Origin of the sequence: Polynucleobacter sp. UK-Gri1-W3 (assembly GCF_018881595.1) — a bacterium.
Classification (GTDB): Bacteria; Pseudomonadota; Gammaproteobacteria; order Burkholderiales; family Burkholderiaceae; genus Polynucleobacter.
The window spans coordinates 452,967-467,214 of sequence record NZ_JACVQA010000001.1; the positions used below are offsets into that span (position 1 = coordinate 452,967).

Sequence of the window (14,248 nt, forward strand, 5' to 3'; positions counted from 1 at the left end):
TGTCGAGGATATGAACAGTGGCCAGCCAAACTCTTTGGATGTAAGCAAGCAAGCTATAGGTGAAGTTATCGTCTCTATTAAAGACGTTAACTTTTCCTATGCTCCAGGTGAGCGGCAAATTTTGTCGGGACTCAATATGGAGTTTCGACGCGGTCAAGTAGTTGCTGTCATGGGTGGTTCGGGCTGTGGCAAGACTACTATCCTTCGTTTGATTGGCGGTCAATACACCGCGCAGTCAGGGCAAGTTCTTTTTGAAGGTAAAGATATCGGCAAGATGAGCGGTGCTGAGTTAATGGCTGCTCGTCGTCGCATGGGAATGCTTTTTCAGTTTGGCGCCTTATTCACTGACCTGAGTGTTTTTGAAAACGTTGCCTTTCCTTTGCGTGAACATACTGACCTTAGTGAAGAATTATTGCGTTCACTAGTATTGATGAAACTTAATGCAGTTGGTTTGCGCGGCGCACGCGATTTAATGCCTTCACAAATTTCTGGTGGTATGGCAAGACGTGTTGCTCTCGCTAGAGCGATTGCATTAGATCCACCGCTGATCATGTATGACGAGCCATTTGCTGGCCTTGATCCTATCTCTCTTGGTATCACAGCGCGCCTAATTCGGGATCTCAATAATGCCCTGGGAGCCACGAGTTTATTGGTTACACACGATGTCGAAGAGACTTTTGCAATCGCAGATTACGTCTACTTTATTGCGAATGGACGGATTGGTGCAGAAGGTACTCCTGAAGAGTTGAGTCGCTCAACCGACTCTTTTGTTAGACAATTTTTAGACGCAGCGCCAGATGGTCCAGTGCCTTTCCATTACCCAGGCAAAAGCTTGGAAGAAGATTTTGGAGTGAGTGCCCAATGACCATACTTCATAAATTATTGAATCTTTTTGGCGACCTCGGATTTTTTGTACGTCGCAATTTGAGTAGTCTTGGCTTGGCTGCTCGCATGTTTGTAGCTGTGATCATGCGCTCGGGATTCTTGCTCAAGAGACCACGCTTGGTAATTGATCAAATTTTGTTTGTGGGCAATCACTCTTTCATCATCATTGCTGTTTCAGGATTATTTGTTGGCTTCGTTTTAGGTTTGCAGGGTTACTACACCCTAAACCGTTATGGTTCAGAGCAGGCACTTGGTTTATTAGTTGCCCTCTCCTTAACTCGAGAGTTGGGGCCCGTCATTACCGCTTTATTGTTTGCTGGTAGAGCAGGCACCTCTTTAACGGCTGAGATTGGTTTGATGAAAGCTGGGGAACAATTGACTGCAATGGAGATGATGGCGGTTGATCCCTTGGGCCGTGTGATTGCACCACGACTTTGGGCGGGCATTATTTCTATGCCAATATTGGCAACGATATTTACAGCGGTCGGTGTTCTGGGTGGGTATTTAGTAGGCGTACCCCTCATTGGGGTGGATTCAGGCGCGTTTTGGTCCCAGATGCAGGGCGGAGTCGATTTGTTCTCCGATATTGGCAACGGCTTAATTAAAAGCATGGTGTTTGGTGTGGCGGTGACGTTTATTGCTCTTTACCAGGGCTATGAATCTAAACCTACGCCAGAAGGCGTTTCGCAAGCGACTACCCGTACGGTGGTGATCTCTTCTTTATCGGTTCTAGCATTAGATTTCTTGCTAACCGCGATGATGTTCTCAAATTAGAAAGAATAAACTGGGGCTCTTATGAGAAAAAGTGCAATTGACGTCTGGGTAGGAATTTTTGTTGCCATTGGTTTGCTGGCAGCACTCTTTCTTGCGCTGAAAGTTGGCAATATGAATGCAGTGTCATTCGCGCCGACATACAAAATTTCTGCACGTTTTGACAATATCGGTGGCTTGAAGCCTCGTGCACCTGTTAAAAGTGCAGGTGTGGTTGTTGGCAGAATTGCCAATATCTCTTTTGATGACAAAACTTATCAAGCAACAGTAGTGATGACGATTGAAGACTCATATAAGTTTCCAAAGGATTCTTCAGCAAAGATTTTGACGTCAGGCTTGCTAGGTGAGCAATACATTGGTCTTGAGGCGGGTGGCTCTGATGATATGTTGACTAATGGCGAAAAGATTTCGCAGACGCAATCAGCTATCGTTCTAGAGAATTTAATTAGCCAGTTTCTTTACAACAAAGCAGCAGACAGCGGCCAAGAAAAGGGCGCAGCAAAATGATGTTGTCCATTTTGCACAAAATCAAGACAACCCTTTTGCTTTGCTTGATTACCGCCATGGTTGGCTGTGCGTCTATTCCTGCTGGTGTGGAGCGCTCCCCCCAAGATCCTTGGGAACCGTTTAACCGCTCAGTATTTGAATTTAACGAAGGCTTGGATGCATATGTACTAAAGCCAGTTGTTACTGGCTATCGTTTTGTATTGCCAGAGTTTGTGCGTGACGGAATTTACAACTTCTTTAGCAACTACAACGATATCTACACCGCCCTTTACAACTTGCTACAAGGCAAGCCAGGCGATGCCTTTAACGATCTTATGCGGGTAGTGGTCAATACGACCATGGGATTGGGTGGCCTTATCGACTTAGCAACACCTGGCGGTCTCGAAAAGCATAAAGAAGACTGGGGACAAACTTTAGGAGTATGGGGTGTGCCCTCAGGTCCTTATGTAGTTCTGCCATTCTTTGGTCCAAGTAATGTACGCGATACTTTTGGTACTGTGGCTGACTTGGAGTCAGACTACCTATTTAGCTTTGTGAAAGATATTGGTCTGCGAAATAGTATTACTGGTTTGCGCGTGGTCAATGCCCGAAATACTTACTATGAAGCTGGCGATTTGCTGGATGGCGCTGCAATTGATAAGTACAGTTTTATGCGGGATGCCTATATTCAGAGACGAGAGTACCAAATTAATGAGGGTCGTGAAGACGAAGAGCCTCTCGTGCCGGTTTACGAGAACCCATACCAATAAGCTAAGCAAGCCAGCAATATAGTGTGAAGCGACTAAAATGAGTTTCAACATAGATAAAGATAGTGGGCGGGAATATGAAAAGCTTTAAACAAATCTTCAGTTTTATCTTTGCAGCCCTAATGCTTGCATCCGGCACTGTTTTTGCTCAAACCCCCGATCAATCAACGCCCCCAGACGTCTTAATTAAAATGGTGGTGACTGAAGTAATGGCAACAGTTAAGGCTGATCCAGATATTCAAAAAGGCAATATTCCGAAGATTGTGGATTTAGTCGAAAAGAAAATTGTTCCGTTTACCGATATGCGCCGCACTACAGAAATGGCAATGGGCCCTAATTGGAAAAAGGCAACACCCGAGCAGCAGGCTCAACTGACATCCGAGTTTAAGAATCTGCTGATTCGCACCTACTCCGGTGCGTTAAGCCAATTGCGCGATCAGACTGTTCAATTTAAGGCTTTGCGTGCTGCTCCAGACGATAAAGAAGTTGTCGTGAAGACGGTGGTGCTTGGTCGTGGCGATCCAGTTCCTTTGGATTACCGTTTAGAGAAAACGGCTAGTGGTTGGAAGGTCTACGATATGAACATCATGGGTGTTTGGTTGGTTGAGGCTTACCGTAACCAGTTTTCCAACCAAATCAGTCAAAATGGTATCGAAGGCCTAGTGAAATTCTTGCAAGATCGCAATAAGCAATTGGCTAGCGCTAAACCAGCCAACTAATTCTTAGATATATAGACCATGCCTTTTCTTTTGCCTAAAAAAGTCACGCAAGAAAATGCTTTGCTTCTGCAAAAAGAAGGCTTCTTAAATAGCCCAAACTTGCGCGTCATTGATTGCTCTGCATTAAAGGATTTTGATTCAACCGTGCTCACCGTTTTATTGGCATGGCAGAAAAAACTCCTGGCTGATGGTCAATCCATCTCGATTGAAAATGCACCAGAAAAGCTAAAAGTCCTCGCTGGTGTTTACGGCGTAAATGTATTGCTAGGTTTGTAATGGCGATGCATCCTGCAATATCTATTCAAAATATATCTAAGCAGTACGGAGCACTCCAAGCTTTAGATGACGTATCTCTCACGATTGAGCCCGGAGAATTTTTTGGCTTGTTGGGGCCAAATGGCGCAGGCAAAACCACCTTGATTTCTATTCTGGCCGGCCTTGTAAGGCCTAGCCATGGTCATGCAGCCATTATGGGCGCTGATGTTCAAAAGGGATTTCGCGAAGCGCGTCGCATGCTTGGCGTAGTTCCTCAAGAGCTTGTCTTTGACCCATTTTTTACTGTGCGTGAGACTTTGCGTTTTCAGTCGGGTTACTTTGGAATTAAAAATAACGATGCATGGATTGATGAGATCATGGCTAATCTTGATCTCACTTCAAAAGCGGATAGCAATATGCGCTCATTGTCTGGAGGTATGAAGCGTCGGGTGCTCGTTGCTCAAGCTTTAGTTCATAGACCACCAGTCATTATTTTGGATGAGCCTACGGCCGGAGTAGATGTTGAATTGCGTCAATCCCTTTGGCAATTTATCAGTCGCTTGAATCAAGATGGCCATACGATTGTTCTGACTACCCATTACCTGGAAGAGGCTGAAGCTTTATGTCAACGCATTGCCATGCTCAAACAAGGCAAGATTGTAGCGCTTGATACCACCGCAAATTTATTGAGTCGTTATGGATCTGTCAAAAAAGACGGTGAAGGTAAAACTGATTTAGAAGAAGTATTTGTCAACATCATGTCAGGGAGCGCTCAATGAAGCATGGCCTCAATCGACCTGCCTTAGAGTACGGCAGCGGTTTCCCGACTTTATTGTTCAAGGAAGTAAAGCGCTTTTATAAAGTGGCTTTTCAGACGGTGGCGGCACCAGTACTGACAGCCGTGTTGTATCTCATGATCTTTGGACATGTGCTTGAGGGCAGGGAAGTCTATGGCCGCTTGAGTTATACGGCTTTTTTAATTCCGGGCCTTGTAATGATGAGTGTTTTGCAAAACGCATTTGCAAATACCTCCTCCTCTTTAATTCAGTCAAAAGTTACCGGTAACTTAGTATTCGTTTTGCTGGCCCCCTTAAGTCATTTTGAGTTTTACTCTGCTTATATTTTGGCTGCTGTATTTCGGGGCATTGTCGTGGGATTGGGTGTGCTCTTAATCACCATCTGGTTTGCTACACCCACCCTGGAATACCCATTGTGGATTTTGGTATTTGCATTCTTAGGCGCTGCGATTTTAGGAAGTCTTGGTTTAATTGCTGGTATCTGGGCTGACAAATATGACCAGTTAGCGGCTTTTCAGAACTTCATCATCATGCCCGCCACAATGTTGTCAGGCGTCTTCTATTCCATTCACTCTTTGCCGCCGGCGTGGCAGGTGGTGTCGCACTTCAATCCATTCTTTTACATGATTGATGGCTTCCGTTACGGGTTCTTTGGGGTATCTGATAACTCTCCTTGGAGTAGCCTGGCAATTGTATTTTGCTTTTTTGTGGTGGTGTCGGTGATTGCACTGCGTCTGCTGCAAAAGGGTTATAAGCTCCGTTATTAATTATTTACACCCTGGTTTTATTAGGAGAAGAAATGCTACCCACCCCAGAACAAATTGAAGGCTATATCAAGCAAGGTATTAGCTGCACCCACATTCAGGTTGAGGGCGATGGTCAACACTTTTTCGCAACAATTGTGAGCCCTGAGTTTGAGGGTAAGCGTTTGGTACAACGTCACCAATTGGTATATAGCGCAATGGGTGATCGTATGAAGGCGGAAGTACATGCCCTGTCAATTAAGGCATTTACACCTGAAGAGTTTGCGCAGAACTCAGCAGCGTAAGAATTGCCCCATTACCCTTTAAGCATTACATCTACAAATTAATAACTAAGTTTTTACTGGAATCGTTTCATGGATAAATTACGAATGGTTGGAGGCTCCCCTCTTAATGGAGAGGTAGTCATAGCTGGCGCTAAAAATGCCGCATTGCCAATTCTGTGTGCTTGTCTATTAACTGATCAACCAGTTGTGTTGCGCAATGTCCCTGATTTGCAAGATGTTCGTACCATGCTCAAGCTCTTGCAAGAAATTGGCGTAACGGTAGATTTTCCAAATGCTGCCGATCATAGTCATATGGTACTGAGCGCGGCAGTTATTAAAAGCTCAGAAGCTACTTATGAAATGGTCAAGACCATGCGCGCCTCTATCTTGGTGCTTGGTCCCCTCTTGGCTAGAATGCACAGCGCTAAAGTTTCCTTGCCTGGCGGTTGCGCTATTGGCGCACGCCCTGTAGATCAGCATATCAAGGGTCTGAAGGCGATGGGTGCCACCATTAAGATTAAGAGTGGCTATATTCAAGCAGAAACCAAGCCTCAATCAGATCGATTGAAGGGCGCCTCTATCTTGACTGACATGATTACCGTAACCGGCACTGAGAATTTGTTGATGGCTGCCACTTTAGCGTCTGGCACTACTATTTTAGAAAACGCAGCGCGCGAACCTGAGGTTGGTGATTTAGCTGAACTGCTAGTGAAGATGGGCGCAAAAATCTCTGGAATTGGAAGTGATCGCCTGGTGATTGAGGGCGTTGAGAAACTTCATGGCGCTGAGCACTCAGTCATTGCGGATCGTATTGAAGCAGGCACATTCTTGTGCGCGGTTGCCGCCACTGGCGGCGAGATCACAGTGAAGCATTGTCGCCCCGATACTCTAGATGCGGTAATCGTGAAGTTAAAAGAGGCCGGCCTTCAAATGGAGATCGGACCTGATTGGATTAAAGCCTCTATGCAGGGTCGTCCAAAAGCAGTCAATTTCCGTACATCTGAATACCCTGCTTTCCCAACCGATATGCAGGCGCAGCTCATGACTGTAAATGCAATTGCATCGGGCAACTCAACCATTACTGAAACGATTTTTGAGAATCGTTTTATGCACGTACAAGAGCTCAATCGTTTGGGTGCAGATATTGCGATTGAAGGGAACACTGCAATTGCTCAGGGAGTAGAAAAACTTTCGGGCGCAATTGTGATGGCTACCGATCTACGTGCCTCAGCCAGCTTGGTGATTGCTGGATTGGCTGCTCAGGGCGAAACCCAGGTAGACCGGATTTACCATTTGGATCGTGGCTATGACCGCATGGAGCATAAGTTAACCCTCTTGGGCGCCAACATTGAGCGCATAAAGTAAGGCTGATGGATAATTAGTCCATGAAATTGACTTTAGCGCTCTCCAAAGGGCGTATCTTCGAAGAAACCGCAGAGATCTTATCCAAGGTTGGCATTGTGCCGCTGGAAGATCCTGAGAAGTCACGCAAACTCATTATTGAGACCTCCAATCCGGACGTTCGCCTCATTATTGTTCGCGCATCCGATGTACCAACTTATGTGCAATTTGGCGGCGCTGATTTTGGAGTGGCTGGATTGGATGTTCTGCTGGAAAAAGGTGCTGATGGATTGTATGTGCCTTATGACTTAGATATTGCCAAGTGCCGCATGTCTGTTGCTGTTCGTGAGGGGTTTGATTACGCTGCGGCAGTAAAGCAGGGATCTCGTTTAAAAGTTGCCACCAAGTATGTCAACTGCGCGCGTGAGCACTTTGCTAATAAAGGCGTTCACATTGATACGATCCAGCTCTATGGCTCTATGGAGCTGGCACCCTTGGTAGGCTTAGCTGACGCTATTGTGGATTTGGTGTCTACAGGAAATACATTAAAAGCAAATGGTTTGGTTGAGGTTGAACCTATTGCCGATATCAGCGCTCGCTTGGTAGTGAATCAGGCTTCGTACAAGCGCAAGCGTACACAACTACAACCTATTTTTGAGTTGCTGAAGTAATCAGTCCTAGCGAAAAGTCCTCATTAATGTCTGCACAAATTAACGTTAAGCGTCTCAATAGTAAAGATGCCGGCTTCAGAGAAATTCTGTTGTCTAGCCTTTCATTGCCTACCGCTGATGATGAGGCTATTGATGCTGCAGTGCTTAAGATTTTGGCAGCAGTGAAAGCCCAAGGTGATGAAGCGGTTCTAGGATTTACAAAACAGTTCGATCGCTTAAATGTTGCAAGCGTTTCCGAATTAGAGGTACCTCGCAAAGATTTAGAGCTTGCTTACAACTCTTTATCTGCAGAACAAAAAAATGCTTTAGATATCGCTTCACAAAGAGTGCGCGCTTATCACGAGCACCAAAAGATTGAAGCTGGTTGCCATTCTTGGGAGTACGAAGAAAAGGATGGAACACGCCTTGGTCAAAAAGTAACTCCATTAGATCGTGTTGGTATTTATGTGCCTGGAGGTAAGGCGGCTTACCCTTCATCCGTATTGATGAATGCCATTCCTGCAAAAGTAGCTGGTGTCGCTGAAATCGTTATGGTGGTGCCCACTCCGGATGGTGCACGTAACCCACTGGTCTTGGCGGCGGCATATCTTGCGGGCGTTGACCGTGTCTTTACGATCGGTGGCGCTCAGGCAGTTGGTGCCTTAGCTTACGGCACTAAAACAATTCCCTCGGTCGATAAAATTGTTGGGCCAGGGAATGCTTATGTAGCTGCTGCTAAGCGCAGGGTGTTTGGCATTGTGGGCATTGATATGATCGCTGGCCCATCTGAAATTTTGGTGCTTTGTGACGGATCTACTAACCCCGATTGGGTTGCAATGGATTTGTTTTCCCAAGCTGAGCATGATGAGCAGGCTCAATCGATCCTTCTCTGTCCAGATGCTCAATATATTGAGCAAGTGCAAGCAAGTATCAACAAGCTCCTCCCTGAAATGCCAAGAGCGAAAGTAATTCAAGCTTCGCTCACAAACCGCGCATTGTTGATTCAAGTAAAAGATATGTCGGAAGCGTGTGAGATTGCTAATGCAATTGCTGCTGAGCACTTGGAGATTTGCGCTGCTGAGCCTCGTAAGTGGGCAGATCAAATTCGACATGCGGGCGCTATCTTTATGGGTAACTACACTAGTGAATCACTGGGTGACTACTGTGCTGGCCCCAATCATGTATTGCCTACTGCACGTACCGCACGTTTTTCTTCGCCACTAGGTGTGTATGATTTTATTAAGCGCTCTAGCATGATTGAAGTCAGTGAGGCTGGCGCACAAACTTTGGGCGCAGTTGCTAGTACGTTGGCTCACGGTGAGGGCTTGCAAGCCCACGCTCGCGCAGCTGAGATGCGCCTCAAAAAGTAAGCCCAAAAAACTTAATTCAGAATTTCTTTTAAAGCAGTGATAAGTTCGTTGCTTTGCTCATCCGTGCCAATTGTTATCCGTAAGAACTCTTCTATGCGTGCGGATTTAAAGTGACGAACGATGATGCCTCTGTCACGCAAGGCTTGGTATAGCTTGACTCCAGCATGCTTTGGGTGACGAGTGAAAATAAAGTTCGCAGTTGAAGGTAGTGTTTCAAATCCTAACGCCCCGAGTTGCTCAACCATCTTTGTGCGCGTTTGAATCACCTTGGCAGAGGTTTCTTCAAGATGCGCTTGATCCTCAACGGCCGCAATAGCGCCGGCTTGAGCAAGGCGCCCCAGTGGATAAGAATTGAAACTATTTTTAACTCGCTCCAAGCCCTCGATTAAATCTGGATGACCAACGGCAAAGCCGACACGCAGACCAGCTAGGGCGCGAGATTTAGAAAGCGTATGGACAACTAGGAGATTTTCAGGACAGCCATCACCACGTAAGAGTGGAATGCACGATTGCGTTCCATAATCCACATAAGCCTCATCAATGACTACTACAGAGTCTTTGTTGCGCGATAGTAAGGCTTCGATTTCTGAGCGAGGAATTGATCTACCCGTTGGCGCGTTTGGGTTGGGGAAAATAATTCCACCATTAGGCACTTTGTAGTCAGCAGTATTGATCTCAAACTTTTCACCCAATGGAATGGTTTTGTAATCAATTCCAAAAAGCTTGCAGTACACGGGATAAAAACTGTAGGTGATATCTGGAAAATGAACAGGTTTACTTTGTTTAAGAAGCCCAGCAAATACGTGAGCCAAGACTTCATCTGAGCCATTGCCTAAAAAGACCTGTTTTGGGTCTAAGCCGTGTAATTTAGCGATAGCCTGCTTAAGTGCCGTGCCTTCTGGGTCGGGATAAAGGCGTAAATCCGCGGTATTGTTATCCTCGATTGCGGCAAGTGCCTTTGGCGATGGGCCGTAAGGGCTTTCATTGGTGTTGAGTTTGACCAGCCGCTGCATTTGCGGTTGCTCCCCTGGAACATAAGGGGTTAAGGTTTGAACAACAGGGCTCCAGAAACGGCTCATGAGGGTTCTCGGGTCAAAAATCAGGATAAAAGTATGGCGTTATCAGTATTTAAATCTCTTCTAGGAATGATATTATGAGGCTTCAATCAACACTTCGCCTCGCGGCGCAATGAAGCATGCGGCAAGCCGACGTCACCCGAAACACTTCGGAAACCAAAATTCAGATTTCCATCAATTTAGATGGAACCGGTAAGGCTGAGCTAGCCTCTGGAGTCCCTTTTCTTGATCACATGCTCGATCAGATTGCCCGTCACGGCATGATCGATCTTAAAGTGGTTGCTAATGGCGACACTCATATTGATGATCACCACACCGTTGAAGATGTGGGGATTACCTTAGGTCAGGCCTTTGCCAAAGCAGTTGGTGATAAAGCGGGGATTACTCGTTACGGCCATTCTTATGTGCCTTTAGATGAAACGCTTTCTCGTGTTGTGATCGATTTCTCTGGCCGCCCAGGCTTGGAATTTAACGTTCCATTTACGCGTGCACGGGTAGGCGACTTTGATGTAGATCTCAGTATTGAGTTCTTCCGTGGTTTTGTGAACCATGCGGGCGTTACTTTGCACATCGATAATTTGCGTGGCATCAATGCGCATCACCAAATTGAAACCGTTTTCAAGGCTTTTGGCCGTGCTTTGCGCATGGCTTTGGCAGTTGATCCACGTGCTTCTGGCTCTATTCCTTCAACCAAAGGCAGCCTCTAATCTAGATCTTCTAGTTGCCCGTTAGATAACAGCAAAGATAGGCTAAATTTTGGCGCAAACCATTGCGATCGTTGATTATGGAATGGGCAATCTCCGTTCTGTGTATCAGGCATTTCATCATGTCGCTCCCAATGACAATGTCTTGATTGCCCATCAGCCAGAGGAAATTCGTTCTGCAGATCGTGTGGTGTTGCCTGGTCAAGGAGCAATGCCTGATTGCATGAAGCATCTCGAAGAATCGGGATTATTAGAGGCCTTATTAGAGGCATCCAAAACTAAACCGCTCCTGGGTGTTTGTGTAGGCGAGCAAATGCTATTTGACAGAAGTGCAGAGGTTCGCGCTACTGAGCAATGGACACCATGCTTGGGTTTGATTCCTGGGGAAGTGCGTCGTTTTGATTTGGCCGGCAAGAAGCAGCCAGATGGATCTGCTTATAAAGTGCCACATATGGGCTGGAATCAGGTACGTCAAGATCAAAAGCATCCTATTTGGTCTGGCATCCCTGATTTGACGAGCTTTTACTTTGTGCATAGCTACTATGTTGTACCGCAGCGCAATGAAGATGCTGCTGGCTCTACTGAATATGGTGATTGGTTTACTTCTGCAGTGGCGCGAGATAATATTTTCGCTACACAATTCCATCCAGAAAAAAGTGCAGAATACGGATTAAAGCTTTATCAAAATTTTGTTTCTTGGCAACCTTAATATTTATTACCCTTTGCTATGCTGCTGATTCCCGCAATTGATCTCAAAGACGGCCACTGTGTTCGACTCGAACAAGGTGACATGGATAAAGCCACAGTTTTTTCTGAAGACCCCGGCGCGATGGCGGCACATTGGATTAGTAAAGGTGCGCGACGTTTGCATCTGGTCGATCTAAATGGCGCATTTGCTGGCAAGCTCAAAAATGAGTCTGCTATTAAATCGATTCTCAAAGCGGTTGGTAATGAGATCCCTGTGCAACTCGGTGGCGGCATTCGTGATCTTGAAACGATTGAGCGCTTATTGGATGATGGCATCAGCACGGTCATCATTGGTACTGCAGCGGTTAAGAATCCAGGCTTCGTACAGGATGCTTGCACAGCATTTCCAGGCCATGTCATGGTTGGTTTAGATGCGCGTGATGGCAAAGTGGCGACTGATGGCTGGAGCAAGATTACTGGTCATGAAGTGATTGACCTTGCCAAGAAATTTGAAGACTGGGGCGTAGAAGCCATTATCTATACCGATATTGGTCGGGATGGCATGCTCAAGGGTGTGAACATTGACGCTACGGTCAAGTTGGCTCAAGCAATACGCATTCCTGTAATTGCCAGTGGTGGCCTATCAAATAACCAAGATATTGATGCACTCTGCAAGGCCGAAGAAGAGGGTGTCATGGGTGTTATCGCTGGCCGCTCTATTTATGCTGGCGACCTGGATCTTGCAGCCGCTCAAAAATATGCTGATGAATTAACACTCAAATATAAAAAGAAAATTATCTAGTGTTAACCAAGCGAATTATTCCTTGTCTTGATGTCACAGCAGGGCGCGTAGTTAAAGGTGTGAACTTTGTTGGTCTGCGCGACGCAGGCGATCCCGTTGAAATTGCTAAACGCTATGACACACAAGGCGCAGACGAACTCACTTTTTTGGATATCACGGCAACCTCGGATGGGCGTGATCTGATTTTGCACATTATTGAAGATGTTGCTTCACAAGTTTTTATTCCCTTGACTGTTGGTGGTGGTGTGCGCGCGGTTGCTGACGTGCGTCGCTTACTCAATGCCGGTGCAGATAAAGTGAGTATGAATTCTTCTGCTGTTGCTAATCCGGATTTGGTGTCTGACGCAGCTGCCTATTACGGCTCTCAATGTATTGTGGTGGCGATTGATGCCAAACAAACAGAGGCTGGCAATTGGGAGGTATTCACGCATGGCGGCAGAACAGCTACCGGCATGGATGTGGTTGAATGGGCTAAAGAAGTTGCCAAGCGCGGTGCCGGAGAAATTTTATTAACCAGTATGAATCGCGATGGTAGTAAAGACGGCTTTGACTTGGCACTAACTGCCGCAGTTAGTGATGCTGTTTCTGTCCCGGTGATTGCTTCTGGTGGTGTGGGTAATTTGCAGCATTTAGTCGATGGCATTACCAAAGGTCATGCAGATGCAGTATTGGCTGCCAGCATCTTTCACTATGGTGAATACACCGTAGGCCAGGCAAAAGAATATATGGCCGCCCAAGGAATTCCGGTTCGGATTTAGTTGGGGTTATTAAGCGCTAATCGCCATATGCGCGATAAAGGCGGAGCGGTTTTCACCAGCAGATTTGGCCTTAGCATCTAATCTTGCTAGAACCCTTTTTGGTAAAGAAATATTTACTCTTTCGATATCGTCCGACAGTAATGCCGGGTCAATCTCAGCAATTGCCCAAATATATCCTTTGAACTCTTTCTTCTTTTGCAGCTCGGTAATAGAACTGGGCTTTGGGATATCTTCGCCCGCGTCTAATGCAGCCTCAATCCAAAGCTCAATCGCTTCTTTGGCATTCTCAATAGCCTCATCAATTCCACTGTCAGCGGCAGAAAAGCAGCCTGGCATGTCAGGAACAATCACACCCCACACCAACTTATGCCCACCTGGTTCAATAGCAATTGGATATTTCATTGTTCATCCTTCTATTTAATTCCTGCTTGTTTCAGTAGTTTTTGAACCAATCCAATTCCTAGATCTTTTTTGGGATGAGGAACCGTAATGTGCCCAGCTTTGCGGGGGTGGTTAAAAACATGATGAGACCCTTTTGAGCCCCGCAAAACCCAGCCATCTTTTTCTAATGCCTTGATGAGTTCTTTGCTATTCATCCTCGAATTATAAATTTTATACACATCATACACACAAACAGGGTTATTGTCCAGAAGGTGGGTTGGGCTGTTGCAGTAAGCCGTAGGCGATTCTTATTTGGGTGACTCTTAATAATTCTGTCAAAATCGGATAAATGTCAGATACAAATAAAAACTCACTAGACCAGGGGCTATTAGCAGCGGTGACTTGGAATGATCAAGGATTGGTTCCAGTAATCGCCCAAGAAGTTGGCAGCAAGGATATCTTGATGATGGCCTGGATGAATCGCGACGCCTTATTGGAAACCTTACGCTTAGGCGAGGCAGTCTACTGGACTCGTTCCAGACAAAAACTGTGGCACAAGGGCGAAGAGTCTGGCCATACCCAGAAAGTAAAAGAAATTCGTCTGGATTGTGATGGGGATACGATTTTGCTGATGGTTGAGCAAAAAGACGGGATTGCTTGCCATACGGGTGAGCATAGCTGCTTCTTTAGGGAGTGGGATTCTGTAAGCTCAAATTGGCAAAAGATCAGTAAAAACTGACCCAAATAAATATTTATGGTCTGTATTTCCACT

General features: G+C 45.9%; 19 protein-coding genes and 1 pseudogene. 17 read left to right on the forward strand and 3 right to left on the reverse strand.

Annotation, left to right across the window (positions count from 1 at the left end):
* Positions 1–10 precede the first annotated feature (10 nt).
* The 12 genes and pseudogenes from ICN36_RS02425 to hisD all read left to right on the forward strand — a co-directional run bounded on the left by ICN36_RS02425 (position 11) and on the right by hisD (position 9,068).
* Positions 11–865 carry an ABC transporter ATP-binding protein gene (locus ICN36_RS02425; protein ID WP_216226801.1) on the forward strand — a complete coding sequence of 285 codons (855 nt, stop codon included), beginning with the start codon at positions 11–13 and terminating at the stop codon, positions 863–865.
* A complete protein-coding gene (gene mlaE, locus ICN36_RS02430) occupies positions 862–1,659 on the forward strand; it encodes a lipid asymmetry maintenance ABC transporter permease subunit MlaE (RefSeq protein WP_216226802.1) in 798 nt (265 codons plus the stop codon). Before ICN36_RS02425 ends, mlaE begins: the two co-directional genes overlap by 4 nt.
* Positions 1,660–1,680: 21 nt before the next feature.
* The gene (gene mlaD, locus ICN36_RS02435) at positions 1,681–2,163 is read left to right on the forward strand and encodes an outer membrane lipid asymmetry maintenance protein MlaD (RefSeq protein WP_215360632.1); all 483 of its coding nucleotides are present in this window, start codon (positions 1,681–1,683) and stop codon (positions 2,161–2,163) included.
* Positions 2,160–2,912, forward strand: coding sequence for a VacJ family lipoprotein (locus ICN36_RS02440; protein WP_255531201.1), 753 nt, complete (start codon positions 2,160–2,162; stop codon positions 2,910–2,912). Before mlaD ends, ICN36_RS02440 begins: the two co-directional genes overlap by 4 nt.
* Positions 2,913–2,986: 74 nt before the next feature.
* Positions 2,987–3,628, forward strand: coding sequence for a phospholipid-binding protein MlaC (locus ICN36_RS02445; protein WP_216226803.1), 642 nt, complete (start codon positions 2,987–2,989; stop codon positions 3,626–3,628).
* An 18-nt stretch (positions 3,629–3,646) separates the two neighbouring features.
* The gene (locus ICN36_RS02450) at positions 3,647–3,904 is read left to right on the forward strand and encodes a lipid asymmetry maintenance protein MlaB (protein ID WP_216226804.1); all 258 of its coding nucleotides are present in this window, start codon (positions 3,647–3,649) and stop codon (positions 3,902–3,904) included.
* Positions 3,905–3,909: 5 nt separating this feature from the next.
* Positions 3,910–4,593 (forward strand): annotated as a pseudogene (locus ICN36_RS02455) (ABC transporter ATP-binding protein); the annotation flags it as partial.
* A 65-nt stretch (positions 4,594–4,658) separates the two neighbouring features.
* Positions 4,659–5,447 carry an ABC transporter permease gene (locus tag ICN36_RS02460; protein WP_216226805.1) on the forward strand — a complete coding sequence of 263 codons (789 nt, stop codon included), beginning with the start codon at positions 4,659–4,661 and terminating at the stop codon, positions 5,445–5,447.
* Positions 5,448–5,479: 32 nt separating this feature from the next.
* Entirely contained in the window at positions 5,480–5,728 is a 249-nt protein-coding gene (locus ICN36_RS02465) for a BolA family protein (protein WP_216226806.1), read from the forward strand.
* 69 nt (positions 5,729–5,797) lie between these two features.
* On the forward strand, positions 5,798–7,072 hold the full coding sequence (gene murA / locus ICN36_RS02470; protein ID WP_216226807.1) for a UDP-N-acetylglucosamine 1-carboxyvinyltransferase: 1,275 nt from the start codon (positions 5,798–5,800) through the stop codon (positions 7,070–7,072).
* Positions 7,073–7,092: 20 nt separating this feature from the next.
* The gene (gene hisG / locus ICN36_RS02475) at positions 7,093–7,719 is read left to right on the forward strand and encodes an ATP phosphoribosyltransferase (protein ID WP_216226808.1); all 627 of its coding nucleotides are present in this window, start codon (positions 7,093–7,095) and stop codon (positions 7,717–7,719) included.
* A gap of 26 nt (positions 7,720–7,745) precedes the next feature.
* Positions 7,746–9,068, forward strand: a complete 1,323-nt coding sequence (gene hisD / locus ICN36_RS02480; RefSeq protein WP_216226809.1) for a histidinol dehydrogenase — start codon at positions 7,746–7,748, stop codon at positions 9,066–9,068.
* Positions 9,069–9,079: 11 nt separating this feature from the next.
* Here hisD and hisC read toward each other — a convergent pair whose 3' ends face one another.
* On the reverse strand, positions 9,080–10,147 hold the full coding sequence (hisC, locus tag ICN36_RS02485) for a histidinol-phosphate transaminase (protein WP_216226810.1): 1,068 nt from the start codon (positions 10,145–10,147) through the stop codon (positions 9,080–9,082).
* A gap of 116 nt (positions 10,148–10,263) precedes the next feature.
* On the opposite strand from hisC, the gene hisB reads away from it, so the two are divergent.
* Genes hisB through hisF form a run of 4 tightly spaced genes read left to right on the forward strand, consistent with a single transcriptional unit; the run spans position 10,264 to position 13,095 of the window.
* A complete protein-coding gene (gene hisB / locus ICN36_RS02490) occupies positions 10,264–10,851 on the forward strand; it encodes an imidazoleglycerol-phosphate dehydratase HisB (RefSeq protein ID WP_215323729.1) in 588 nt (195 codons plus the stop codon).
* Between the two features lie 49 nt (positions 10,852–10,900).
* Entirely contained in the window at positions 10,901–11,557 is a 657-nt protein-coding gene (gene hisH, locus ICN36_RS02495; RefSeq protein ID WP_216226811.1) for an imidazole glycerol phosphate synthase subunit HisH, read from the forward strand.
* Between the two features lie 18 nt (positions 11,558–11,575).
* Positions 11,576–12,337, forward strand: a complete 762-nt coding sequence (gene hisA / locus ICN36_RS02500; RefSeq protein WP_216226812.1) for a 1-(5-phosphoribosyl)-5-[(5-phosphoribosylamino)methylideneamino]imidazole-4-carboxamide isomerase — start codon at positions 11,576–11,578, stop codon at positions 12,335–12,337.
* Positions 12,337–13,095, forward strand: a complete 759-nt coding sequence (gene hisF, locus ICN36_RS02505; RefSeq protein WP_215348215.1) for an imidazole glycerol phosphate synthase subunit HisF — start codon at positions 12,337–12,339, stop codon at positions 13,093–13,095. Before hisA ends, hisF begins: the two co-directional genes overlap by 1 nt.
* A 9-nt stretch (positions 13,096–13,104) precedes the next feature.
* On the opposite strand, the gene ICN36_RS02510 is transcribed toward hisF, so the two are convergent.
* Both ICN36_RS02510 and ICN36_RS02515 read right to left on the reverse strand, forming a co-directional pair.
* Positions 13,105–13,497, reverse strand: coding sequence for a type II toxin-antitoxin system HicB family antitoxin (locus tag ICN36_RS02510; RefSeq protein WP_215321309.1), 393 nt, complete (start codon positions 13,495–13,497; stop codon positions 13,105–13,107).
* Between the two features lie 11 nt (positions 13,498–13,508).
* Entirely contained in the window at positions 13,509–13,691 is a 183-nt protein-coding gene (locus ICN36_RS02515) for a type II toxin-antitoxin system HicA family toxin (RefSeq protein WP_216226813.1), read from the reverse strand.
* Between the two features lie 134 nt (positions 13,692–13,825).
* On the opposite strand from ICN36_RS02515, the gene hisI reads away from it, so the two are divergent.
* On the forward strand, positions 13,826–14,215 hold the full coding sequence (gene hisI, locus ICN36_RS02520; RefSeq protein ID WP_215321311.1) for a phosphoribosyl-AMP cyclohydrolase: 390 nt from the start codon (positions 13,826–13,828) through the stop codon (positions 14,213–14,215).
* Positions 14,216–14,248: the final 33 nt, after the last annotated feature.